Raw genomic sequence first — 22,431 nt, 5'->3', positions numbered from 1 at the left:
AAAATCGCCGCCTCCCGACCGTCAGGGGGCCGGAACCGGCGACGTGATCGGCGGCTGAAGATTCTGCTGCAGAATGAACAGCATCCGAATATTGTTGGATGCGGTCAACTGCTTCTCTGACAGCTTCACTTCGAGATCTCGCTCCTGCTGCAGGTTTCCGGCCAGCGGCTTCGAAGCCTCGGCCGCGTTGACGCCGAGAAACTGCACGACTTCCGGTCGATGACGCAGTTCGAAACGTTGCATCACCTGCAACTCCTCAGCACCCGCCTGGCTCGGGCTGTCGGCCCCGGATTTCCGCCGCCGATCCGTCACCGCCAGCCCCAGTCTGGGCTCGGGACCACTCGCCGCCGCAGTCCGCGAGCCGCCGGATTGATCCAGGCGTTCGGAGGCTCCGCTGAGGACTGTCCCCGCCGAATTCTGCATGGCCGTACTCCCGTACTGATTGCCATACTGAATGCCGTTGCGAACCAGAACTTCTTCGATCTGACGGGCATCGACCGGCGTCGATTCGCTGAGAAGTTCGTCGCCGGGAACCGGCGGCATCAGATCCACCTTGACAACCCACGGCTCCGATTCGAGCTGCCGAATCACCCGGCCTGCCAGTTCCGGTCCCGTCTGAACGTAAAACGCAACCAGACTCTCCGAGCGATTGCCGCTCTGCTTGCGGGCGAGACCATTCAGCCTGGTCTTCTCCTCCGGGGACTTTTCCTCGGGAGACTTGTCGCCGGACTGCGGTTTGACATCATTGCGGCTCAGCAGGACTTCCAGGCTGTCGGCGGCCTGGTCGACGTCAATCACTGTGAACTCGATCACCGACATCGCACCGTCGCGGTTCATCGCCAGATACGGAATGACCTGCCCGAGCCGGATGCTGTTGTTGGCGGTGTTCATGCTCCCGAAATCCGTCTCGCTCGACTCCTGCAGACCGCGATTGGCAAACATCGCATCCGCCGGGGCGTCCGAGAAATTCAGGACTCCAGGAAGCGCCTGCGGAGTCGTCGACGCCGACAACGGCTCGCCCGCCGGAACTCCAAACCGAGTCACCGGCGCAGGCGCAGCCGGATCCGCACGCAGCATGAACGAGTTCTGGCGGGCTTCGACGACCCGTGCGGGCGGGGCAGCTCCACCGCCAACTCCCCCCGCAGACTCCGCAAGGCCTTCCGATTCAAGTTTCTTAAAAGCGGCCCCACGAAATTCGAGACTGTCGTCGACAGTCGCCGACTTGGCGTTGCCTTCGCCCAAATGCCAGGCATTCTCACTCTTCGCAACAGCCTCCGGCGTCGCGCTGTCGAAAGCGACCAGCGCAGATTCCGTCGCCATCGAACCGACCGGCGCATGCTCGGCCTGGGGCAGCGTGTTGACCATTAGCAACACGGCGGCCGACGTCGTCAGCAGCCCCGCCAGCACCACCAGCCACTCGCGACGACGACGGGGACGGGCGATTGCGACCGGCGCGGCGGCGGCGTGCGCGAACAGCGTCTCCCGTTCCGCCCGTTGCAGGGTCGCTGAGAGCAGAAAGTCCGGCGCGGTTTCGTGCGGCAGCGACCTGAGCAGATCGGACAATCCGCCGATCTCTTCCAGTTCCTGCCGCGCCGTAATATCCCGCTCCAGGAGTTGCTCGGCGGCGGCGCGCTCCGCGGGCGTCACTTCGCGATCGAAGTACGCCGACAGCAGATCGTCAGTTCCCGGCCGAGGCATTCTCGTCACTCATCATTCTGATCGCCGACCGGCGTCGGCGACCGCTCGCAGTCTCGTTATCATTCCCGACCTCACAGGGCCGCGGACACTGTTATTCCGTTCCCGTCGCGAGGAAACTGCGAAGTTTTTCCCGCAGTTCCAGTCGTCCACGATGAATCCGGCTCCGAACCGTCCCGATCGGACAGTCCAGAATCCCCGCAATCTCCTCGTAGCTCAAGCCGTCCATTTCCTTCAGCACCACGCACGTCCGAAATTCTTCCGATAATGCCGCCAGGGCCGACCGGACTACCCGCTGCCGCTCCGCCACTTCCATCGCGTGCGCGGGGGCCGCGGAACCGCGATGATCGGCGGGCTCCTCACCCGACTGCTCGCGCATCGCCTCCACAGAAACTGTCGGCCGTCGCGGTTTCCTGCGCGAGGAAATCGCCGTATTCATCGCAATCCGGTACAGCCACGAATAAAAACCGGACTGTCCCCGGAATGTCCCCAGCTTCTGAAACGCTTGCACGAACGCATCTTGCGCCACGTCCTGGGCGTCCTCCGCGGAGCCGAGCATGTGCACAAGGGAATGGTACAAACGATGCTGGTACCGACGGACCAGCGCCCCGAACGCCTCGGAGCTGCCCGACAGGCTGCTTTCGATCAATTCCTGGTCGCAGGTCGTTTCCACAGTGGCCGTCATCTCAGACGGGGCGGCGGGCGGAAAAGTTCCCAGACTCTCCCCGGAATCCGGGGCGACGGACGCTTCCGGTTGGGCAGACTGCGGAAAAGTCGCTCTGGTCCCCGACATCCGGGGGGCTCTCGTCACGCGGAGGGAAATCGTCAAGACTGGATCGACAAAGACGGGATAGGGCCGCCGACAGGACGCCGGGAACCGGAATACCTCACGCCCGAAGAGCCGTGGCCGCCACCGGGCGTCCCCGGACCGGGAGCCGCCACAACACGAGATTGTACACGACCCCGCACAGGATGATACCGATGCTGACCCATTGAGAAATGGTCAGCGACGTCCCGAACTGGCCGAACTCGTCCCCGCGCAGCAGCTCGACCAGAAAACGGGTGGTCGGATAAATCAGCAGCGCAATCCCGAAGACCGAACCGTTGCGCTGCCGGTATGGATAATACGCCAGCGTGATGGCCGCAATCAGAAAGCCGTCGATCGCGCTATAAATCTGCGTGGGATGCAGCGGTGGAGTGAACGGCGCATCGGGCGCGAGAAACCCCCGCTCGACCAGCACCCGGAATGGAACGCTGTCATGCGGAAACGACAACCCCCACGGGAGATCGCAGCGATCGCCAAAGCAGCACCCGTTGAGCAGGCAGCCGATCCGCCCGAACCCGATTCCCAGAAACACCGACGGCGTCACAATATCCGCGAGCAGCAGCGGCTGCACCTGCCGTCGCTGGCAGAACAGGAAGTACGAAACCGCCCCCGCCAGCAGGCCGCCAAACAGCACCAGTCCGCCGTCCGGCAGATTGATCGCCGCCCACAACAGCTCTGGCCCCCGCTTGCCCGCGAAGACCTGATGTCCGTACTGGACGAGATAAAAGACTCGGGCTCCGATCAGTCCCGGAATGAACAGCCACATCGCCAGGTCCCAGATCAGATCGGGATTCAAACCCTCCCGCTTCGCCCGCCAGACCGCCAGCAGCGCCCCGCTGCCGAACCCGATCAACAGCATCAGCCCGTAACCGTAGACCGGCAGCCCCTGCGGCGCAAATTTCGGCCCGAACACCGGCGCCCAGATGATCGCCAGCGCAATGCCCAGCCATAGCCCGATCGACGACCAGTCGTCGCCGGTCCAATGCCCCCGACGGCTCCACAAAGTGCGCAACGACCACGCTCCGAACAACATCCACGCCAGCAGGACGATCCCGAACCCGAAACCGGGCCACTGACCCAGCGGGCCGAAGTCCCACGGCTTGTCGAACGGAAATCGCAGCAGAACCTGGCGCATGAAATCGTCTCAGTGGAATCGCGCTGACCGTCCGTATTCCCGTGAGTCGATCGGGGCCGGCCGCTTCTGTCCAGTATAGGCGCGCGGCCGAATCGGACCTACCCCAGTTGGGGGAGAGTCGAGTGACGAGAGTTGAGAGTCGAAAGCCAGAAAGGAATTGCCCGTCAGACGGATGACTGGGGAGTGGACGCTCCTTTGTCTATGATCCAGGAGCGATTTCTTGGATTCCCCGGAGATTTTCTGCGATGCCTCGGCAGGTCCTCAGCGTTGGTCAATGCGGTCCCGATCACAGTGCGATTTCGCGGTTCCTCAAGTCGAACTTCGACGTCGTCATTTCGACCGCGGACACGATTGTCGATGCCATGTATGACCTGCGCGCGGCGAAATATGATCTGGTCCTCGTCAATCGCAAGCTGGATGCCGACTACAGCGATGGCGGCGAACTGATCCGTCTCATAAAGGCCGACCCGGCCCTCGTCGATGTTCCAATCATGCTGGTCTCGAATTATCCCGAGCATCAGGCCAACGCCGTAGCGCTGGGCGCCGAACCCGGCTTCGGGAAGCTGGAGCTGGGGAAGGCGGACGTCGTGGCCCGGCTGGAGCCGTTCTTAAAGTAGGGCCCGCCGCTCCCGCGAGCCGAATTATGCCGCCTTCTCACACCGCAGGAGGACGCGGAGTCTCCGGGAGCGACGTACCCAGACAGAGTCTGGAAACGCGATCAATGAGACGCAACATCTTTATGCGTAATTAGTTGCGGGTGCTTCCTTCGTCTGGCTCTCCGCCTTCCGCTCTCCGCTTTCCGCCCTTCGTTGCATCCGCCGCCCGCGTTTCTCTATACTTTCCCGCTTCCACCCCCGGTTCCTGGGCGGCTGATGCTGCCTGGATCGTCGCTGAGGCGACGCCGTGTCACCGCCTTGGCACGCCCCGGACTTCCTGAACCTGAGTCGAGTCGAATGTTCGAAAGCATCACCACCAGCCTGAAGTCTGCGCTCTCGGTGTTGGGTCGCGGCGGGAAACTGACCGAAGCCAACGTCCGGGATGGTCTCGCGCAGGTCAAGCGGGCGCTGCTCGAAGCCGACGTCCACTACGACGTCGCCACCGGTTTCATCAAACGGGTGACCGAGCAGGCGCTGGGTGAGCAGGTTCTCAAGTCTCTCCGTCCCGATCAGCAGATCGTGGGCATCGTCCATCAGGAGCTCGTCAACCTGATGGGCCCGACGGACAACTCGCTGCATCTGCGGCGGGACTCCCTCAACCGCATCATGATGTGCGGCCTCCAGGGCTCCGGCAAAACGACGACCTGCGGCAAGCTGGCCCGCATGCTCAAAGAGAGCGGCCACAAAGCCATGCTGGTCGCAGCCGACCTCCAGCGCCCCGCCGCCATCGAACAGCTCAAAGTCATCGGCGCGCAGCTCGGCGTCCCCGTCTACAGCGAGCCCCCGCAGGGAACGACGCCCCTCAAAGTCTGTACCAACGCCCTGGCCGCTGCGAAGCAGGCTGGCGATATCAGCGTCATCATCTTCGACACCGCCGGCCGACTCCACGTCGACGCCGACCTGATGCAGGAGCTCGAGCTGATCGACCGCAAGGTCCAGCCCGATCAGATCCTCCTGGTCTGCGACGCCATGACCGGCCAGGACGCCGTCAACAGCGCCAAGGCCTTCAACGACGCCCTCGAACTCGACGGCGTGATCCTCACCAAGCTCGACGGCGACACCCGCGGCGGCGCCGCCCTCTCGGTCCGCGAAGTCACCGGCGTCCCCATCAAGTTCATCGGCGTCGGCGAACAGCTCGACCGCCTGGAACCGTTCCACGCCGACCGCATGGCGGGACGCATCCTGGGGATGGGCGACGTCGTCACCCTCTTCGAACGGGCCCAGCAGGCGGTTTCGCAGGAAGAAGTCGAGTCGGCCCAGAAGAAGATGGCGGCCGGCAAGTTCAGCCTGGAGGACTTCCGGACGCAGATGCAGTGGATCCGCCGGCTGGGATCGCTCAAGGACATCATGAAGATGATCCCGGGCGTCGGCGGCATGATGGATCAGCTTCCCGAGATGGCCGATCCCGAAAAGGACATGGGCCGGATCGAGGCGATCATCAGCTCGATGACGAAGGAAGAGCGGCTCAACCCCGACCGGATCGACCGGAGCCGTCGGCACCGCATCGCCCGCGGCAGCGGCACCGATCCCGCGGATGTCAGCCGGATTCTCAAAGACTTCGGCGCGATGTCCGGCATGATGCAGAAGATGTCGGGTCTGGGGATGATGGACCGCATGAAGGCCATGAGCCAGCTCGGCCAGGCCGGCATGTTCAATCCCGGCGCCAACCTGAAGCAGCAGAAGGAGCGGAGCAAGCGCGGTCCCGCCGACCAGAAACTGGCCGACGAGAAGCGCAAGAAGGCCCGCAAGGAATCCAAGAAGCAGAAGAAGCGGAACCGGTAGACGCGTTCCGGCGAGTTGTGAGAAGAGAAGGCAGGAACCACGAATGACACGAATCAGCACGAACAGGAACAGAGAGAAGTAGGGTGAGTCGGGGCTGCGAGGCTCACCACTCGTATTCCTGACTTGTGCAATTCGTGGTCAAAGAATTCACCGGGCTGCGGCCCGTGGACATCGTTTAACCCGTTTTTTTTGAGGAGTCGATTGCGTGGCAGTTCGCATCCGTATGAAGAAGATTGGACGCAAGCACCGTCCGTTCTACCGCATCTGTGTCATGGACTCGCGCGTGCACCGCGAAGGGAAGGCCATTGAGGAGGTCGGCTGGTACGACACCTCCGTCGTCGACAAGTCGAAGCGCGTCAGCGTCCAGCTCGACCGCGTCGAATACTGGCTCTCCGTTGGCGCCAGCATGTCCGATCGCGTTGCGACGCTGGTGAAGAAGGTGAAGACGAACCGGTTCGGCGTCGCCGCCGCTCCCGCTCCGCTGCAGGCCCCCAAGGTCCGCGAAACGGTGCCGGAAGTCCCCGAAGGCGCCGAAGAAGCTCCTGCGGAAGCCGCCGCCGAATAAGCGCCCCTGTCCCCGCACGATATGTCTGACCGACCATGCGCTTCGACGTCCTGACGCTGTTTCCGGAGATCTTCGCCGGCTATCTCGAACAGAGCCTCCTCAAGAAGGCGATCGAGAAGAGCCTGGTGGATGTGCATCTGTGGAACGTCCGCGACTGGGCGAGCGACAAGCACAAGTCGGTCGACGACACGCCGTACGGGGGAGGGCCGGGCATGCTGATCATGTGCCCTCCCGTCTTTGACGCGGTGGAACACGTGCAGGCGCAAGGCCCGGCGCCGGGACAACTGGTGATGTTGACGCCGCAGGGACGCCGGCTGGACCAGACTCTGGTCCGGGAGCTGGCCGACCACGAGCGGCTCCTGCTGCTCTGCGGCAGGTACGAAGGATTTGATGATCGCATCGTTCAGGGACTCAGGCCGCTCGAGGTTTCGATCGGCGACTTCGTCTGTAACGGCGGAGAGGTTCCCGCGATGCTGGTGATCGACAGCGTGATCCGGCTGGTGCCGGGTGTGCTGGGGGACGAAACCAGCAGCAAGTACGACTCGTTCGCCGAGAAGCGACTGCTGGAATACCCCCAGTTCACCAAGCCGCGGGAGTTTCGGGGCATGACGGTCCCGGAAGTGCTCCTCAGCGGCAACCATCAGGCGATCGCAGCCTGGCGAGAACAGCAGAGTCTGCTGCGGACGCGCGAGCGTCGGGCGGACCTGCTCGATGAACCCGGATCGAACAGACGCGATTGAGACAGCTTAACCGGCGGCGAACCCGCCGCCCGTGAAACAGGACCCCGCCAGCCGCGGGGTCGAGAGGAGCGTAACGCCATGCAACGTAAACTGGTCCAGCTTGTGGAAGAGTCCGGCCTGCGCGCCGAGCCGCTCGAATTCGAAATCGGCGACACCGTCGACGTCCATCAGCGGATTCTGGAAGGCGACAAAGAACGCATCCAGATCTTCAACGGCGTCGTCATCGCCCGGAACGCGGGAAGCATCCGCGAAAACTTTACCGTCCGCCGCATCGTGGCCGGCGAGGGTGTGGAGCGAACGTTCCCCATCCACAGCCCCAAGGTGGCGAAGGTGGTCGTCAAGCGGCACGGTAAGGTCCGCCGCGCCAAGCTGTTCTTCCTCCGCGACCGCACCGGCAAGGCCGTCCGCCTGGTCGAGCGCATGGAGAAGTCGGCGAAGGCCGCGAAGTAGTATTGCGGGAACGAAGGCGTTGAGCGTTGAGAGTTGAGCGTCGAGTAGAACGGCCTGCAGCCGTCGTCTTGTTGCTCTTTTTTCAACGCTCAACGCTCGCCCCTCAACGGTTCCCGCTCATGTGGTCCTGGCTGCGCACGCTCTGGCCCGGGTCAACTGCGACCGACGATCGCGGGCGGGAAGGCGAAGCGCTCGCCGAACGGCACCTGCGCGGCCTCGGTTGTCGCATCCTCGAACGCCGGCATCGCAACCGGGGTGGCGAACTGGACCTCGTTGCGCTCGACGGCGACACGATCGTCTTCGTCGAAGTCAAAGCCCGCACGAGCGACTTCGCCGGACACCCGACGGAAGCCGTCACGCTCGATAAGCGCCGGAGATTGACGGCGGCGGCCCTGGTCTATCTGAAGCGCCGCCGCTGGCTCGGCCGGCGGGTCCGGTTCGACGTGATCTCGATCACCTGGACCGACGATGGCACGCCGCCGAAACTGGAGCACTTCCGCGCCGCTTTCGAGCCGCCGGGGTTCGGGCAGATGTGGTGAGTCCGAGCGGTGCGCGCTATGGGTATCGCGCGGGGACAGTCGGCAATTGTCAGTCTACAGGTACTGATGCCATGAGGTGTCTTCGCCGGTCGAAGTGATCGTCTGCAGAATTCCAGTACGATGGACGTCCACGTCCGTCGTGATCGTGTCTGCGGCATGGCCTGGCCCACGCGGTCGACGGACGAGGACGTCCGTCGTACGACAGAGGCATCTTCGCCGAACCTCGGACTGACTCCGAGGAACTCCCCGGTCGCGGACTTCCCGCCATCGTTGACCGATGACACGCGCATCGCGCCAAAGATGCCGTCCTCCCGTCGCACGGCTGGCCGTCGGCTGCCATAATGGAGAGAGAAGCTCGCCCGCCCCGGAAGCCCCGATGTCCGCCGTCCTCCCCGCCGCCGCCCCGTCCACCTTCTGGCTGCCCGTTTACACGCTGGCCGCGAGAGAGCTGGTGCGGTTTTTCCGGCAGCGGACGCGGGTCGTCGGAGCGCTGGGGCAGCCGCTGATCTTCTGGATTCTGTTCGGGGCGGGGCTGCAGGGTTCGTTCCGCGGTCCCGCGGGGATGAGCTACCAGGAATATTTCTTCCCCGGCATCGCGGTGATGATCGTCCTGTTCACGGCGATCTTCTCGACGATCAGCATCATCGAAGACCGCCGCGAGGGTTTCTTGCAGGGCGTCCTTGCGGCCCCGGTTTCGCGGCTGGCGATCGTCTGCGGCAAGCTCTGCGGCGGCGCGCTGCTGGCCATGCTGCAGGCGGTCCTGTTTCTCGTGATCGGCCCGCTCCTGGCCTGGATCAGGCTGGCCCCGGCCATGGAAACGGGCCTCACCGCGCAGAACGTCGCGCCGGTGCTCCTCTGGCTGACGCTGCTGGCCTTCACCCTGACGGCTCTCGGCTATTGCATCGCCTGGCCGATGGAATCGACGCACGGCTTTCACGCGATCATGAGCGTGTTTCTGATGCCGATGTGGCTCCTCTCGGGCTCGTTCTTTCCCGCAGCGGAGAGCGGCTGGCTCGCCTGGGTCATTCGACTCAACCCGCTGACGTATGGCGTAGCGGGGCTGCGCCGCTGGCTGGCGCATTCGCCCGAACAGGTAGCCGGACTCCCCGGCCTGGCCCTGTGCATCGTCGTCACGCTGGCGTTCGGCGCGATCTGCATCGCCGCCGCCGCCTGGCTGACGACCCGCCGGAGCGCTCTCAACGTCCGCTGACCGCCGCAGGCGGAGGATTTTCCATGACTGAGCATCGCAATCGATCGGGCCGAGTCGGCATTTTCTTCTGGGTCGGCCTGGTCCTCTGGATCGCTGTCTTCGCGGGGCTGTTCCTCATGCGGTTCAGTCGGCAGTCCGCCGCTCCGTCGATGAAACTCGAACTCCGTTCCGACGATCCCGCCGTCGCACCGCAGACCGTGTCGATCGACATGTCCCAGGGGGAAGCCAGCATCGACATCGGCCAATTGATGGCCGGCAACGCTCAGAACGCCGCTCTCCGTCCCGACGGCCAGTCGGCGGTCCGGAATCACGCTGACAACGACACGGAGACCATCTGGAGTCTGGACGGCATCGAGGACTTTTCGCTGACCAACTGCGACGGCCGGACGATTACGAAGGCCGATCTGCTCGGCCGGCCGTGGGCCGTGGCTTTCGTTTTCACCCACTGCATCGGCCCCTGCCCGACGGTCACTCGCAAGATGAAGGACCTGCAGGATCAGCTCAAGGAGGACGACGTCCGACTGGTCCTGCTGACGGTCGATCCCAAACGCGATACGCCCGAGGTGCTCAAGAAGTACGCCGAGCAGAATGGAGCCGACCTGTCGAAGTGGTTCTTCCTGACGGGGGACGCGACGCAGATCTACGGTCTGATTCACCGCAGCTTCCTGATGCCCGTTCAGGAAGTTCCCGAGGCGGACGGCGGCTACGACGTGATCCACTCAATCTGGGTGCTGCTGGTCGACGAGCGGGGAGTCGTGCGGGCGAAGTACAACGCCGCCAAGGACAACGAGATGGCTCAGCTTCGCCGCGAACTGCAGAAACGAGCCCGGGCTCTGGCGGGAACCGCCCCGGCGGACGCCGACAACCCGGTCGCCCCGGCGGAGTAGCGAGTCTGGTCGGCGTGCGTGGCGAGGGCCGGTTTTCCGCTGGCCCGGGGGGGCTTGAGAGTCTCCAGAGTTGGGAGCTGCCCTGCCGCTCACAAAGCCCACGGGAGAGGCGGGAGGGCGCATGCCGCCTGCGGCTCTTCCCGGAATCGATTCCCCGCGCCGATTTTCTGCGGGGATCGAACTGGAAAGAGCCACGGCAGGCTCGAAGTCCTCAGTGCGATCCGCTCGTCGCCGCCGCCGGGGTTGCCCCATGCGCGTCGCCGGGCTTTGCCGGGGAGTCGACCGGCTTGTAGATCATCACCATCGCCGCTCCGACGGCGGCCAGGCCCAGACCCAGGAAGAAGGGGAGGTCCGGCAGCCGCTTCACCGGGTGGAAGTACAGGATCGTTGCAATCGTGTTGATGATCGGCGCCCCCGCGAAGACCAGCGGCGCTACGTAGATTGCTCCCCCCTTGCCGGCCGCCGTCACTGCGAAAATCACGCACAGAGCCCCGATCGCTCCGAAGGTTCCCGCCGTCAGCCCCCAACCGATCGCCAGGCTGCTGAAGTTCGGATCCCCTTTCGCGGTCGGATCGAACTTCGCCACGTAGATCATCAGCGCGGGGATCATCACGGCGACGATGAAGTACGCGACCCCCACCAGCAGAAACGCCCGCAGGTTGCTCTTGGCCATTTGAGCGGCGACGTGCACCGACGGCACATACAGACCCCAGGACAACGCCGCACCCGCCACAAACAGAAGAACGATCCACATTTTCGACATCCGCGAACTCCAGGAATCGAAACCACCACGGTTTTCTCGTCCCGACGATCATAGCCGATCGGGCGGAGACCGTCAGGCGAAGGGGATTGTACCGACCTCCCACGCACCTCCCGGAGCGGGCGACTGCCATTTCAGAAAGGTGCCTGGTCGCGGATGTTCTCCTCGGTCGCAAGAAGGGACGGACCGGTGGATTGAGGACGCCCAGCGCCGCTCGACTGTCTGGAAACGAGACAAAATCAGAAAGCCGGATCGGTCGCGAAGGACCGGTCCGGCTTTGAAAGGGTGGGATGAAATCCCGTCAGTCAACCGGCGGGATTACTGGTAGAAGGGGCTGTTCACGCCGTTGTAGCCCGTCGGGCGGACGACCGGCTGGGAGTAGCCGTTGTAGTTCGGCTGCTGATAGACCGGCTGCTGGTAAACGGGCCGGTAAGCCGGCTGATACTGCGTGCTGCGGTAGACCGGCACGTTGCCGTACTGCGGGCCGCACTGACCGTTCGGGCAATTCATGGCCCCGGCGTTCGGGAGCGGGCAGCGTCCGTTGGCGCAGTTTCCGGCGGCGTAGTTCCCGTAGCTGGCAGGCCCGCATTGACCGTTGGCGCATCCGGAGGAAACCGTCGGCCCGACGGGGAGGATTCCGAGTCCCAGCAGACCGGTGTGGCGGGCCGGGGCGGCGGAGTAGGCGGGGCGGGCGCCCCAGTTCGAACCGAAGAAGTCCTGAGCCTGGGCATTACCGCCGGCGACCATGAACAAGGCGCCGGCAATACAGACGGTGGAGACTTTCGCAAACATGATCCGTTCCTTCGCAAAATGACTTTCCAGAAGCAGACCGTTCGAGAGGGGAGCGCCGCCCGGACATTCCGGGAAGCGTGACTCGAACATCGATCGCTCAACTGCCACGGACGAGCGTTACCGGTAGTACGGACGGTTGGCGTTCCAGGTCGTGTGACCGTACGCCGGCAGGTTGTGATTGAAGGGGCCGTTGTAAGTCGTGGGCCGGTAGACCGGCCGGTACGACGAGGCGTGGTAGGGGAGCGAGCTGCCGTAGCCGGTGTTCCGGTGGTCCCAGCGATCGTTGGACCAACGGGAGCCGTATGAACTGGAGCCCCAGTGGTTGCCGGCATTGCTGGTCGGGTAGCAGCCGCCGACCGCGATGCCATTGTTGAGATTCCGCGTGCTGCTGGTCGCGTAGCCGGGGGTGCGGCCCCAGCTCAGGCCGAAGTCGTCGGCCGCGTTGACGTTTCCGGCGGCCATCACCATTGCGCCGGCCACAAACAGGGTTGAGAATTTCGCAAGCATGATCGGTTCCTTCATTCAAAAGATCATCGAGATTCCGGATTGCGTGGAGGGTTCTCCACCGTCCGGACATTCCGGACGGCGGCGCGTTGCTGTCGTTCCTTACCGATACCAGGGGTGGCTGGAGCCGTAGGTCGAGGTCGAACGGTAGCCGGGCTGCGAGTACCCGTAGCCGTTGCCGTAGCTCGGCGTCCGGTAGGCCGGCAGGTAGGACGAGCTGCGGTAGGGTTGGGTGTAGCTGTAGCCCCCGCCCCATTGAGCACCGGGCCACGCCGAGCCATAGGTTCCTCCGCGGTAGGCGCTGCTGTAGCCGTTGTTGCGGCTGTTGAAATCGCAGTCGTCGTCGCGGAAGCGATTCTGGCTGGCGGTCGAGCCGTAGTGCCCGCCGTAGTTGGAGGCGGAATATCCGGGCCGATGACCCCAGTTGCTGTTGCGGAAGTCCTGGGCCCGCAGGCTGCCGGTCGTCAGCAGCATCGCACCGGTCACGCACAGAGCGGAGAGTTTGGAAAACATCATGATTCGTTCCTTCGCGGTTGGTTTCAGGGATGAGGCTCTTGCTTGAGCCGTCCCGTGGTCAGTCTCAGCCAGCCACCGTTTGGCGTGCTTGATGGGAATCACTCTGATGCACTCTCCGTGCCAAATGTCGCTTTTTGGATCTTCCGCGGCTGTTCCGATCGATTTCCCTCCGAGCCTTTCCAGCGCATTAAGAGGTGCGACATTCAGATTCTCGCCAGGAAAGAATTGCAGGGAAAATCGTTCTGAGTGCGCTTCGGCAAAGGGAGTGTCGCAAGAATTACACATGTCCGGTGTCTGCGTGGGAGGAAGTTACATTGGCAGGTGGTTGAGAGCCCCCTGAACACGCCCGCAGGAAGGTCTTACAACTCACAAACTCCCATGAAAAATGGAGATCTGATGAGATAACGAGTCCGGCGCAGGATTGGCACGCCGCGTGCTTATTGTTCTCGCCATGACGACAGCATAAAGAATCATAACGATGTCGATCTGGCTGTCATCGAGAACTGAGAATCACGACACAGGAAGGGAAACCATGTTGATCCTGACGCGAAAACGAGACGGTGTCATCCAGATTGGCGAAGATGTGGTTGTCCGCGTGATGCGGACCGGGCGGGGGTCGGTCAAAATCGGGATCGAAGCTCCGTCTCACGTGAAGATTCTGCGGGGCGAGCTGGGTCCCGCTCATCCGGAGCCGGTCGCTGCCGAGGGCGCCGGAGCGGTGATGTTTCAGCACTGAGTGGAACGGGGCTTTGAGGCGTTGAGTTCGGAATCCTGCAATCGTCGGCCAGAAGACCGGCGGCAAAGACAACGGAAGGAACCTGATCATGACTCGTCTGTGGATTCATTTCGGAAAGCAAATCGCCGCCTGGTTCGGCCGGGCGGTCGTTGTCGCCGTGGCGACGGCCGTCGCCACGCCGGCGCTGGCTCAGTACGGCAATGACTTTGGAGCCGCACCTGACAGCTATCTGGGTCAGAGCGACTCGACGTACGACCGCTGGGATGCCCCGGCTCCGCGACGGAGCCCGGCCTATGACGATTCGTATCCCCAGGATCGACTGCGGATCGATCGACCGTTCGATGATCGTTACGGCGCTCCGCTGCGGAACGACTTCGACCGGATGCTCGACAACTACGGTCGATCCGGGAGCGACCGGTTCGACCGGGACTTCGACCTGAGGAATCGGCTTGACGACCGTGGTCAGGGACGGAGTCGGGACAGCTTCGGCGGCCGGGACCGATGGGAGCTCTCGCGGCGGTCGCCGGTCGACCAGGGGGGCTTCGACCCGTTCCCGACCAGTCGGCAGCGGGTGCCGTACGACCGGATGCCGGAGTACGATCGGGTTCCGCAGTATGGCCCGGCGGTTCCCGCCGCGCCGGCTTCGACGCTGAATCCGTCGCTCGAACAGAAGATTGCGAAACGCTACGAAGATCCGCGCGTGTTGCGGGTGCTCGGCAGCCTGGATCAGCAGCGGGGCGAAGCGTTCTATATGGAGGTGGCTCAGCTCATCGACGCCCGGCATATCGAGCCGACGTCGTACGCCCAGCGGACTCAGGCTGCATTGCGTCAGTTGTCGATCGCCGCGGAGACGCCGTCCTTCCAGCAGGCCGTCGGGCTGCGGGCCGGTTCGCAGAATGTGCGTCAGTTCCAGCAGGCGCTGCAGCAGATGCAGGCGCAGGCGAACGTGCGGACGGCGAACGACGCCATCGCCGTGATGCGGCAGGCGGGAGCGGCGGCGAATCAGATGCTCGGAATCAACCCGGCGGCGGTCGCCCTGGAATTCGTGTATGCGTCGCTCGACACGCTCGACCAGTATTCGATGTTCGTCCCTCCCGAGAAGTCGGGGTCGCCGAGCGTTGGGCTGGAGAACAACATCGTCGGCATCGGCGTCGAACTGGAAACGCATCCGCAGGGGCTGATGATTCTGAAGGTGCTCAGCGGCGGCCCGGCGGCCCAGGCGACGCTGCGGAGGGGGGACATCATCACTGCGGTGGGGGGGCAGTCGACCGCGGGGATGGATCTGGGGCGGGCGGTGGAGCTGATTACGGGGCCGGAAGGCTCGACCGTGCCGCTGACGATCCGGCGCGACGATCTGGTGGGGGATACGACTCTGATGCGTCAGCGGGTGACGATTTATAGCGTCGCCGACGTGCGGATGGAGGATCCGACGAACCGGATCGGCTACATCAAGATCGAGAAGTTTGCCGAGTCGACGACGCAGGAGCTGGATGCCGCGTTGTGGCAGCTTCAGCAGCAGGGGATGGAATCGCTGGTGCTGGATCTGCGGGGGAATCCCGGCGGGCTGCTGACGACGGCGATTTCGGTCAGCGACCGGTTCCTGCCGCAGGGGACGATCGTTTCGACCCGCGGTCGGAACGCGGCGGACAATTCTCAGGAAGTGGCCCGGAAGGAGAACACCTGGAAGGTGCCGCTGGTGGTGCTGATCGATCACAACAGCGCGTCGGCGAGCGAGATCTTCGCCGCCGCGATCCAGGATAACGGTCGCGGGGTGGTGGTCGGCGAGAGGTCCTACGGGAAAGGGACGGTGCAGACGCTGTTTCCGATTCAGTCGGTCGGCTCGGCATTGCGGCTGACGACGGCGAAGTTCTACTCGCCGAAGGGGGTGGCGATGGCCGGGGTGGGGGTTTCGCCGGACGTTCCGGTGCAGGCGATTCGCAACGACGTCAGCGCGACGGATCGGGCGCTGCAGACGGCGGTGGATGTGGCGCGGGATCCGCGGACGCGGGATCTGGCGAACGGCCTGGCCCGGACCGGTTCGATCGGCTCGGGAATCCAGGGCTGATGATTGCGTCCCGGATCAATGACGGTCCGGCGACGGTTCCAACTCCCGCCACAGGATGTGACGACGATGCAATGCGACACCATGACCAGGCCAGGGCCATCGCCCTGGCCTGTTTTTGTTGGTGCGATGAGGAAGATCTCACGCAAAGAGGAACGCAACGGCGCGGAGACGAGGAATGGCAAAAATGAAGGTATGGTCGGCAATCAACCCGCCCGTGGGTGGTCGAATCTGTTTGGAACTTGGCGTTTGACGTCTGGAGCTTCGTCAGACGGTTTAAAGTTCAACTTGCAGGACCTGGTTATCGATCAGCCGGGTGGTTCCGACGCGGGCGGCGATCAGGGCGACCATTGCTGGCAGGATTTCGGTCAATTCTTCCAGCGTGTCGGGATGCCGCAGCACGGCGTAGTCGGGTTCGACGCCGGGGGTTCCGGCGAGGATTTCGTGCATCGCCCGTTCGATGGTGGTTACGCTCTGCTCGCCGGAGTCGACGATCCGCTGAGCGAGATGCAGGGCGCGGGAGAGCGACAGTCCGGCCTGGCGCTGTTCGGGGGTCAGATAGGCGTTGCGGCTGCTCATGGCGAGCCCGTCGGGATCGCGCAGCGTCGGACAGACGCGGATTTCGGTCGGCAGGTTGAGTTCGCTGACCATCACGCGAATGATCGTCTGCTGCTGGTAGTCTTTCTGTCCGAAGTAGGCGCGGTCGGCTCCGGCGATCAGCAGCAGTTTGGTGACGACGGTGGCCACGCCCCGAAAGTGTCCGGGGCGGACGGCGCCTTCGAGGAGGGAAGACAGTCCGGCGACTTCGACGAACGTGCGGTAGTTCGGCGGATACATGACTTCGACGGGGGGGTAGAAGACGAGATCGATGCCGGCGGTCCGGCAGAGTTCGAGGTCGGCGTCGCGGGGGCGCGGATAGCGGGCGAGATCTTCGTGGGGGCCGAACTGGGTCGGGTTCACGAAGATGCTGACGATGTGGAAGTCGCATTCGCGGCGGCTGGCGTCCATGAGGCTGCGATGGCCGGCGTGCAGGGCGCCCATGGTCGGCACGAAACCGACGCTCTTGCCGGCGGCGCGGGCCGAGCGGACTGCGATTCGAACCTGGTCGACGGTTTCCGCGACAAGCATGGCGCGTCCCTTTCCGCGTGCGCGACGGCAGGGGCGGGGCGATCTGCGGAAATCGATCCGTGGAGGCGACCCGGCGACGAGACCTGCCGGTCGCCGCCGCGATTCTACATCCCGGTGGGGGAAGCCGCACGGGAGTGCGACCGGGGGATCAGGGGAAGTTGTATTTGGGGTTTTTCGGGTCGAATTCGCGGTCGTCGAGACCGAGGTTGATGCGGATTTTGGTGTAAGTGTATTCCTCGACGATCTGCGGGGCTTCGCCCGCTTTTGTCGGGAACTGATACTGCTCGACGCGGACGGGGAACTTGGTTTCGTTGTCGACCCAGAGGCGGGTGAGGTGGTATTTGAACTGATTGCGCGGCTGCGGATGGGTGGATTCGAGGACGACGCACTCGCGGCCGTCGAGCTTGGATGACGGTCGGTGCTGGACTTCGATTTCGCCGTACTGACCTTCGAACTCCCACTGCTGAATGATCTTGTCGACCAGATTCCGCATGCCGACCAGGGTGATGGGGTAGCGATTCTCGGCCATGACGGTCTTGTCGTCGGGCTTGAACTTGAAGGTTCCGAGCAATCGCGAGACGCCGTCTTCGTGGACGAGCAGCTTGCCGTCGTTGCGACCGGAGAAATAGAGGACTTCGCGGCCGGCGTTGCCAGTGTCTACGAACTTCAGGTAGACGCAGAAGGGTTCTTCGCGGATTTTGAGGTTGAGAGTGCTGGCGAGCAGTTTCCGGCCGACGATTTCGCGTTTGGAAAAGACCGCCTCGTAGTCCTGAACGGAGTCGAGCGCCTTGCGGCTTTCGTAGGCTCGTTCCAGCAGGGGGACGATCGGATGGTTCTCGTCGATTTTGGCGGTCGTTCCCGGTTTGACCTGCTCGGCGACGGAGGAGGCGGTCTGGTTGGCGCGCGGCCGTCGCAGGGGCTGTCCGCAGGCGTCCGTGGACGCAAACAGGGTGAACGTCAAACCGACGAGTGCTGCGACCGAAGTCCGCGGGCGGGCGGCGGCATCGAGCCTTGAAAACGGAGAGGTCCGCATCGAATCCATCCTCATCGGGATCGGCGCACCACCGACAGTATTTGAAGGTGGCAGGCCACTGTTTCGCCGGGTTTGCCAGACGACATCCAGTTCCGGGATCGGCCCTGCACGCCCTTGCATGCGATCCCGGAAGAGTGACAGGCTACTCCACCTTGCGATTTGCCGCAAACCGAGTTTGCGGATCCCGGGCGCAAACCGGGCTCCGGGCGGGGAGAAACCGTGCGGTTGGAAGGTCGCCCGGACCTGCCTATGATGGGGAGAGGTTCGAAGTCCAAACGACTGGGGGATTTGCGGGGATGTCCACGTCTGACGAAATGTATGATGCTGCTGTGAAGCTGAAGGACCTCGGGGATCTGGCGGGAGCCGTGCTGAAACTGCAGGAGGTGATTGCCGCCGATCCGGGTCATACGGTGAGTCATTCGGCCTTGGCTGTGTATCTGCAGAAGCTGGGCAGGCTGGATGAAGCTATCCATCATGCGCGGCAGGTTGTGGAGCTGGAACCACACGATGGATTTTCCTACACGCAGCTCTCGGTGATCTATCAGCGCTGCGGGAAGATTCCCGAGGCGGAAGAAGCGCTGGCGCGGGCCCGGATCATGAACGGCGGGCATTGAGGATCTGGCGGGTTGATGGCTGACGGGGCGCGAAATGAAAGCCGGCTGGCTGCTCCTGATGCTGTTTGTTGCGGGATGCAGCTCCGACCCCCGGCAGCAGCGCGCGATCCAGACGCTGCGCGCCGCCGGGGCGACGGTGCAGATCGATGTGCGGGGCGATGCTTCGTCGCTCGATCTGAGGCAGTGTCCGCTGACTGAGAATGTGCGCGGCGCGCTGGCGGATTTGCCGCGTTTGAAGTCGCTGACCGTGGGCGGGAATTATCGCGACGCAGACGCGGGGATTCTGTCGGGGCGGGCTTCGCTGGAGAATCTGGATCTCTCGTACTCGGGGGCGGCGGGGGCTTCGCTGGCGGCGTTGCGAACTGTGCCGGGGCTCCGGTTTCTGTCGCTGAACGGACTGGCGTTGAGCGATGCGGATCTGGAGCTGATCGCGGAGCTGCGATCGCTGGCTTCGCTGAGTCTGATTGAGGCGACGGTCTCAGACGGGGCGCTGGAGCGGCTGCGGACGGCGAGTCCGCGTTGCCTGATCGCGCGATAGCGAATCCGTCTTTCGGCTCGCAGGACTGCACTGGAGTTGTGCAGGTTCGATCGCTCGCGCGTCGCGAAAGTCTGGCTCGGAATATGGATTCCGTGTCAATTTCCGGGCAAGACTCCGCCGTTTTTGAAAACCCGTAACCGCTGTGATATCAATTCGTTGCATCGCTCTCGCGCCGAGCTCTCCAAAGCAGCCTCTTCCTGTCTGCCTTCATATCTGGCATGGTAGATGCATGTCCAAAGCAGGTTGAAGACGCTGCGTTTGGATCACGGCGTCTCCCGCCATTATTCCGTCCCATCCCGTTTCAGGATCCCTGCCCATGACAACTGCGCCACGATTTCCAAAACGCCGAGGCTTTACGCTGATTGAACTGCTGGTGGTGATTGCGATTATCGCCATTCTGATTGCGTTGCTGCTCCCTGCGGTGCAGCAGGCGCGCGAGGCCGCTCGGCGGACGCAGTGCAAGAACAACCTGAAGCAACTCGGGCTGGCGTTCCACAACTATCACGACGTCTACGACAAGTTCCCGAACGGAAGCCACCCCACGCCCGGCTGGCCAAACGGCGGATACCATATGGGCTGGGCGCCAAAGCTGTTCCCGTACTTCGACGAAGCGCCCCGGTATCAGGCGATGCAGCAGTTCGATCCGAACCCGATCTCTCGCATCTCGCCGTGGCGGCTCGATACCGCGCCCAACTATGGTTCGAATCCGATCTGGGGGCCGGTGAATGTGCTGGCGTGCCCGTCGTCAGCACTCGGCAATCGCAGTCCGGATATCACGAGCTTCACGTGGACTTCGCAGCAGGGAGCATTGCACTACCGGGCCTGCACTGGCCGGATTGAAGATATCACCAATCCTTCGGACGCGGCGAACTACCAGTGGGCCAACACCGGCATCATGTATCCCCACAGCGTCACCCGCATTACCGATATTACCGACGGTTCTTCGAACACGATCCTGCTCGGCGAATCTTCTTCCTCGCAGGGCTGGACTGCGGCCATCAAGACGGGCTGGGGCGGCATTCAGCCGTGGACGTGGGGCATTTACTGGTATCAAGACAGTAGTCAGCGGCTGACGATCGACAGCAAGAACATTCAACTCCCGATCAACTTCCGCGGGACGTTTGCCACGAACAATACGCCGTACACCAGCTTTCACACCGGCGGAGCGCAGTTCCTGATGGGTGACGGTTCGGTCCGGTTCATCAGCGAGAACATCGACCTCGGGCTGCTCAAGAGCCTGGGGACTCGCGGCAAGGGCGAAGTCGTCGGCGAGTTTTAGTCTCGCTTTCCGAACCGCTGTTCGATTCATTCCGCATCGCCCTGACGATGCTCTTTCATCCCTGGAACTGAGGAATCGATGATTGCATGTTCTGGTTCTGGTCGGACGCTGAGCGCGCTCGCCAGCGTTGTCCTCGCGTTGACAGTTTCGGGCTGCGGCGGCGACGGTCGTCTGCCGACGGCTCCGGTCAGTGGGACGGTGACGTTTGAGAGCGCTCCGGTCCCCACCGGATCGCTCCTGTTCGTGCCGGAAGGGGGCGGGCCGTCGGCGCAGGGGAATCTTGATGCCGACGGCCACTACACTCTCGGCACGTATACGACGAACGACGGCGCAATCCTGGGTCGCTTCAAGGTGATGATCACGGCCTTCACGCAGCCGACGGGGGGCGCAGGGTTGCCGGAAGACACGATCAAGGGTGACGCCGCCCCCATCTCGTTAATCTCGGAGGTCTACGGCGACCTGGAGAATTCCGGTCTGACGGCAACCGTCGTCAAAGGCAAGAACACCATCGACTTCGATCTCGAAAAGAAGGAAGACCCGCGCAGGGCGAAGAAGTAATCTGCGTCGGGACTTCTGGCTGGTAACAGGACCGGGCCTCCAGCAGTCGCAATGACTGCTGGAGGCCCGGATTCTTTTCGGAGATCGTGGTTGCCTGGAACGGCCTATTTCTGACGGATGTCGTAGCAGAGGATGTCGTCCCCTTCGCGGAGGTAGAGCCGGCCGCCGTCGATCACCGGATGAGCCCAGCTCGGACGGTCGCCGCTGCCGGGGGTTTTGAACGAGCCCGTTTCGTCGTAGCCTTCCGGACCGACTTTCGCCAGGGCGACGACGCCGTCGCTGTAACGGACGTAGAGCCGGCCGTCGGCGGCGGCGACGGAGGCGGACCCTTTGCCCGAACCCCGCTTCTGCCACTTCACTTCGCCGGTCTTGAGATCGGCGCAGTAGGGGATGCCGGCGTCGTCGGAGTCGCCGTAGAGATAGTCGCCGAACAGGACGACGCCGCCGTGCTTGTTGGCCAGGCGCGTCTGGAGGGGATAGATCTCTTTGATTTCGACGGCGCCGTCGGCGCCCGGGACTTGCTGCAGCAAGGCGCCGCCGCGTTTGTACCCGGCGACGAAGAAGACCAGGTCGCCGCGGACGATGGGGGTGGGAATGATCGCGGTCGTGCGATCGACGGGATACTGCCAGAGGAGCTTGCCGTCGCTGGCGCGCACGCCCAGCGGGCCGGAGCCGGTCGACTGGACGTAAACTTTCTCCCCTCCGACTTCGGAGATGACGACCGAGGCATGCCCTGCGCCGCGGTCACCGGGGTTGACGGTTTTCCAGATCGGTTCGCCGGTCAGCTTGTTGAGGGCGGCCAGCGTGGTCTGCTCGCCGCCGGGGGTGCAGATGAGCTTGTCGCCGTCGATCAGGACGGATTCGCTGTAACCCCAGTTGTCGGCCTTTTTGCCGCCGAACTCGGCCTTGAGATCCTGACGCCACTGTTCGGCTCCGGTCGCCGCGTCGCAGCAGACGAGGGTTCCTGCCGGGCTGAGGACGTAGACGCGATCGCCATCGACGGTCGGCGTGCTGCGCGAGCTCTGCCAGGACTCCTTCCCTTCGTTCCAGGCGGGGCCGGTCTTCGTTTTCCAGATCAGCTTGCCGTCGTCGGCGTTGTAGCACTGGAGGTATTCGTCCTTGTCAGGGGCGGTCGAGAGTCCGTCGCCGAGCGTGTAGACCTTGCCGTCGGCGATGGCGAGGCTGGAGTAGCCGCGGCCTGCGCCGACGGCTTTCCAGGCGAGGGGGGGGCCGGCGGCGGGCCATTCCTGGAGGAGGCCTTTCTCCTGGGAGACGGCGGTCCGGTCCGCGCCGCGAAACGTCGGCCAGTCGGCGTGCGCGACGGAGGCTGCGAGGAGAGCCCCCGCGCCTGCTGCCGCGCCGCATCTGGTCAGCCAATGCACCATCTTCCTGTCCCTTTCAAGCAGTACGCGGTCTGCCGGGTCCG

At 63.6% G+C, this 22,431-nt stretch carries 24 protein-coding genes; 14 read left to right on the top strand and 10 right to left on the bottom strand.

From position 1 onward, the window contains the following. Positions 1-21: 21 nt before the first annotated feature. From SH412_RS26490 to SH412_RS26480, 3 genes are all read right to left on the bottom strand, one after another. A complete protein-coding gene (locus SH412_RS26490) occupies positions 22-1,698 on the bottom strand; it encodes an anti-sigma factor family protein (protein ID WP_336521054.1) in 1,677 nt (558 codons plus the stop codon). Positions 1,699-1,789: 91 nt separating this feature from the next. Next, positions 1,790-2,368: a sigma-70 family RNA polymerase sigma factor gene (locus tag SH412_RS26485; RefSeq protein ID WP_336521053.1), complete on the bottom strand. Its 579-nt coding sequence runs from the start codon at positions 2,366-2,368 to the stop codon at positions 1,790-1,792. Between the two features lie 214 nt (positions 2,369-2,582). Beyond that, complete coding sequence (locus tag SH412_RS26480) at positions 2,583-3,656, bottom strand: prolipoprotein diacylglyceryl transferase (RefSeq protein WP_336521052.1); 1,074 nt, start codon at positions 3,654-3,656, stop codon at positions 2,583-2,585. Positions 3,657-3,901: 245 nt separating this feature from the next. Between SH412_RS26480 and SH412_RS26475 the strand changes: the two genes are divergently transcribed. The 8 genes from SH412_RS26475 (at position 3,902) to SH412_RS26440 (ending at position 10,485) form a co-directional block, all read left to right on the top strand. Further along, positions 3,902-4,273 (top strand): response regulator, encoded by a 372-nt coding sequence (locus SH412_RS26475; protein ID WP_336521051.1) that lies wholly within the window; start codon positions 3,902-3,904, stop codon positions 4,271-4,273. 336 nt (positions 4,274-4,609) lie between these two features. After that, a complete protein-coding gene (gene ffh, locus SH412_RS26470; protein ID WP_336521050.1) occupies positions 4,610-6,094 on the top strand; it encodes a signal recognition particle protein in 1,485 nt (494 codons plus the stop codon). Between the two features lie 205 nt (positions 6,095-6,299). Beyond that, positions 6,300-6,659: a 30S ribosomal protein S16 gene (gene rpsP / locus SH412_RS26465; protein ID WP_336521049.1), complete on the top strand. Its 360-nt coding sequence runs from the start codon at positions 6,300-6,302 to the stop codon at positions 6,657-6,659. A 35-nt stretch (positions 6,660-6,694) separates the two neighbouring features. Further along, complete coding sequence (gene trmD, locus SH412_RS26460; RefSeq protein ID WP_336521048.1) at positions 6,695-7,399, top strand: tRNA (guanosine(37)-N1)-methyltransferase TrmD; 705 nt, start codon at positions 6,695-6,697, stop codon at positions 7,397-7,399. A 78-nt stretch (positions 7,400-7,477) separates the two neighbouring features. Further along, the gene (rplS, locus tag SH412_RS26455; protein ID WP_336521047.1) at positions 7,478-7,849 is read left to right on the top strand and encodes a 50S ribosomal protein L19; all 372 of its coding nucleotides are present in this window, start codon (positions 7,478-7,480) and stop codon (positions 7,847-7,849) included. A gap of 119 nt (positions 7,850-7,968) precedes the next feature. Next, positions 7,969-8,388, top strand: coding sequence for a YraN family protein (locus tag SH412_RS26450; protein ID WP_336521046.1), 420 nt, complete (start codon positions 7,969-7,971; stop codon positions 8,386-8,388). Positions 8,389-8,764: 376 nt separating this feature from the next. Then, positions 8,765-9,598 (top strand): ABC transporter permease, encoded by an 834-nt coding sequence (locus tag SH412_RS26445; RefSeq protein WP_336521045.1) that lies wholly within the window; start codon positions 8,765-8,767, stop codon positions 9,596-9,598. 23 nt (positions 9,599-9,621) lie between these two features. Further along, positions 9,622-10,485, top strand: coding sequence for an SCO family protein (locus SH412_RS26440; protein ID WP_336521044.1), 864 nt, complete (start codon positions 9,622-9,624; stop codon positions 10,483-10,485). 211 nt (positions 10,486-10,696) lie between these two features. Here SH412_RS26440 and SH412_RS26435 read toward each other — a convergent pair whose 3' ends face one another. The 4 genes from SH412_RS26435 to SH412_RS26420 form a co-directional block, all read right to left on the bottom strand. After that, the gene (locus SH412_RS26435; protein ID WP_336521043.1) at positions 10,697-11,239 is read right to left on the bottom strand and encodes a hypothetical protein; all 543 of its coding nucleotides are present in this window, start codon (positions 11,237-11,239) and stop codon (positions 10,697-10,699) included. A 324-nt stretch (positions 11,240-11,563) separates the two neighbouring features. Then, positions 11,564-12,037: a hypothetical protein gene (locus SH412_RS26430; RefSeq protein ID WP_336521042.1), complete on the bottom strand. Its 474-nt coding sequence runs from the start codon at positions 12,035-12,037 to the stop codon at positions 11,564-11,566. 117 nt (positions 12,038-12,154) lie between these two features. Further along, positions 12,155-12,544 carry a hypothetical protein gene (locus SH412_RS26425; protein WP_336521041.1) on the bottom strand — a complete coding sequence of 130 codons (390 nt, stop codon included), beginning with the start codon at positions 12,542-12,544 and terminating at the stop codon, positions 12,155-12,157. A gap of 99 nt (positions 12,545-12,643) precedes the next feature. Then, positions 12,644-13,057, bottom strand: coding sequence for a hypothetical protein (locus SH412_RS26420; RefSeq protein WP_336521040.1), 414 nt, complete (start codon positions 13,055-13,057; stop codon positions 12,644-12,646). 532 nt (positions 13,058-13,589) lie between these two features. On the opposite strand from SH412_RS26420, the gene SH412_RS26415 reads away from it, so the two are divergent. Beyond that, entirely contained in the window at positions 13,590-13,793 is a 204-nt protein-coding gene (locus tag SH412_RS26415; protein ID WP_336521039.1) for a carbon storage regulator, read from the top strand. An 88-nt stretch (positions 13,794-13,881) separates the two neighbouring features. Continuing rightward, on the top strand, positions 13,882-15,858 hold the full coding sequence (locus SH412_RS26410; protein WP_336521038.1) for a S41 family peptidase: 1,977 nt from the start codon (positions 13,882-13,884) through the stop codon (positions 15,856-15,858). Positions 15,859-16,131: 273 nt separating this feature from the next. On the opposite strand, the gene panC is transcribed toward SH412_RS26410, so the two are convergent. Together panC and SH412_RS26400 are read right to left on the bottom strand one after the other, a co-directional pair. Continuing rightward, on the bottom strand, positions 16,132-16,983 hold the full coding sequence (gene panC / locus SH412_RS26405) for a pantoate--beta-alanine ligase (RefSeq protein ID WP_336521037.1): 852 nt from the start codon (positions 16,981-16,983) through the stop codon (positions 16,132-16,134). A gap of 148 nt (positions 16,984-17,131) precedes the next feature. Beyond that, positions 17,132-18,016 (bottom strand): DUF1571 domain-containing protein, encoded by an 885-nt coding sequence (locus SH412_RS26400; protein ID WP_336521036.1) that lies wholly within the window; start codon positions 18,014-18,016, stop codon positions 17,132-17,134. A gap of 296 nt (positions 18,017-18,312) precedes the next feature. Between SH412_RS26400 and SH412_RS26395 the strand changes: the two genes are divergently transcribed. From SH412_RS26395 to SH412_RS26380, 4 genes are all read left to right on the top strand, one after another. Continuing rightward, positions 18,313-18,630 carry a tetratricopeptide repeat protein gene (locus SH412_RS26395; protein WP_336521035.1) on the top strand — a complete coding sequence of 106 codons (318 nt, stop codon included), beginning with the start codon at positions 18,313-18,315 and terminating at the stop codon, positions 18,628-18,630. Positions 18,631-18,664: 34 nt separating this feature from the next. Continuing rightward, a complete protein-coding gene (locus SH412_RS26390; RefSeq protein WP_336521034.1) occupies positions 18,665-19,168 on the top strand; it encodes a hypothetical protein in 504 nt (167 codons plus the stop codon). A gap of 316 nt (positions 19,169-19,484) precedes the next feature. Next, on the top strand, positions 19,485-20,447 hold the full coding sequence (locus tag SH412_RS26385) for a DUF1559 domain-containing protein (RefSeq protein WP_336521033.1): 963 nt from the start codon (positions 19,485-19,487) through the stop codon (positions 20,445-20,447). A gap of 78 nt (positions 20,448-20,525) precedes the next feature. Continuing rightward, the gene (locus SH412_RS26380) at positions 20,526-21,005 is read left to right on the top strand and encodes a hypothetical protein (protein ID WP_336521032.1); all 480 of its coding nucleotides are present in this window, start codon (positions 20,526-20,528) and stop codon (positions 21,003-21,005) included. 104 nt (positions 21,006-21,109) lie between these two features. Here SH412_RS26380 and SH412_RS26375 read toward each other — a convergent pair whose 3' ends face one another. Beyond that, positions 21,110-22,390, bottom strand: coding sequence for a PQQ-like beta-propeller repeat protein (locus SH412_RS26375; RefSeq protein ID WP_336521031.1), 1,281 nt, complete (start codon positions 22,388-22,390; stop codon positions 21,110-21,112). Positions 22,391-22,431: the final 41 nt, after the last annotated feature.

This window comes from Planctellipticum variicoloris (genome assembly GCF_030622045.1).
Lineage (GTDB): Bacteria > Planctomycetota > Planctomycetia > Planctomycetales > Planctomycetaceae > Planctellipticum > Planctellipticum variicoloris.
Note: the sequence above shows the minus strand (reverse complement) of the source record. Positions and strands in the feature narration are given on the sequence as shown.

Bases quoted from the DNA above. Each gene is read 5' to 3' on its own strand.
- SH412_RS26490 (WP_336521054.1), bottom strand. From the start codon at position 1,698: ATGCCTCGGCCGGGAACTGACGATCTGCTGTCGGCGTACTTCGATCGC.
- SH412_RS26480 (WP_336521052.1), bottom strand. From the start codon at position 3,656: ATGCGCCAGGTTCTGCTGCGATTTCCGTTCGACAAGCCGTGGGACTTC.
- SH412_RS26475 (WP_336521051.1), top strand. From the start codon at position 3,902: ATGCCTCGGCAGGTCCTCAGCGTTGGTCAATGCGGTCCCGATCACAGT.
- ffh (WP_336521050.1), top strand. From the start codon at position 4,610: ATGTTCGAAAGCATCACCACCAGCCTGAAGTCTGCGCTCTCGGTGTTG.
- trmD (WP_336521048.1), top strand. From the start codon at position 6,695: ATGCGCTTCGACGTCCTGACGCTGTTTCCGGAGATCTTCGCCGGCTAT.
- rplS (WP_336521047.1), top strand. From the start codon at position 7,478: ATGCAACGTAAACTGGTCCAGCTTGTGGAAGAGTCCGGCCTGCGCGCC.
- SH412_RS26450 (WP_336521046.1), top strand. From the start codon at position 7,969: ATGTGGTCCTGGCTGCGCACGCTCTGGCCCGGGTCAACTGCGACCGAC.
- SH412_RS26445 (WP_336521045.1), top strand. From the start codon at position 8,765: ATGTCCGCCGTCCTCCCCGCCGCCGCCCCGTCCACCTTCTGGCTGCCC.
- SH412_RS26440 (WP_336521044.1), top strand. From the start codon at position 9,622: ATGACTGAGCATCGCAATCGATCGGGCCGAGTCGGCATTTTCTTCTGG.
- SH412_RS26435 (WP_336521043.1), bottom strand. From the start codon at position 11,239: ATGTGGATCGTTCTTCTGTTTGTGGCGGGTGCGGCGTTGTCCTGGGGT.
- SH412_RS26430 (WP_336521042.1), bottom strand. From the start codon at position 12,037: ATGTTTGCGAAAGTCTCCACCGTCTGTATTGCCGGCGCCTTGTTCATG.
- SH412_RS26425 (WP_336521041.1), bottom strand. From the start codon at position 12,544: ATGCTTGCGAAATTCTCAACCCTGTTTGTGGCCGGCGCAATGGTGATG.
- SH412_RS26420 (WP_336521040.1), bottom strand. From the start codon at position 13,057: ATGATGTTTTCCAAACTCTCCGCTCTGTGCGTGACCGGTGCGATGCTG.
- SH412_RS26415 (WP_336521039.1), top strand. From the start codon at position 13,590: ATGTTGATCCTGACGCGAAAACGAGACGGTGTCATCCAGATTGGCGAA.
- SH412_RS26410 (WP_336521038.1), top strand. From the start codon at position 13,882: ATGACTCGTCTGTGGATTCATTTCGGAAAGCAAATCGCCGCCTGGTTC.
- panC (WP_336521037.1), bottom strand. From the start codon at position 16,983: ATGCTTGTCGCGGAAACCGTCGACCAGGTTCGAATCGCAGTCCGCTCG.
- SH412_RS26400 (WP_336521036.1), bottom strand. From the start codon at position 18,016: ATGCGGACCTCTCCGTTTTCAAGGCTCGATGCCGCCGCCCGCCCGCGG.
- SH412_RS26395 (WP_336521035.1), top strand. From the start codon at position 18,313: ATGTCCACGTCTGACGAAATGTATGATGCTGCTGTGAAGCTGAAGGAC.
- SH412_RS26390 (WP_336521034.1), top strand. From the start codon at position 18,665: ATGAAAGCCGGCTGGCTGCTCCTGATGCTGTTTGTTGCGGGATGCAGC.
- SH412_RS26385 (WP_336521033.1), top strand. From the start codon at position 19,485: ATGACAACTGCGCCACGATTTCCAAAACGCCGAGGCTTTACGCTGATT.
- SH412_RS26380 (WP_336521032.1), top strand. From the start codon at position 20,526: ATGATTGCATGTTCTGGTTCTGGTCGGACGCTGAGCGCGCTCGCCAGC.
- SH412_RS26375 (WP_336521031.1), bottom strand. From the start codon at position 22,390: ATGGTGCATTGGCTGACCAGATGCGGCGCGGCAGCAGGCGCGGGGGCT.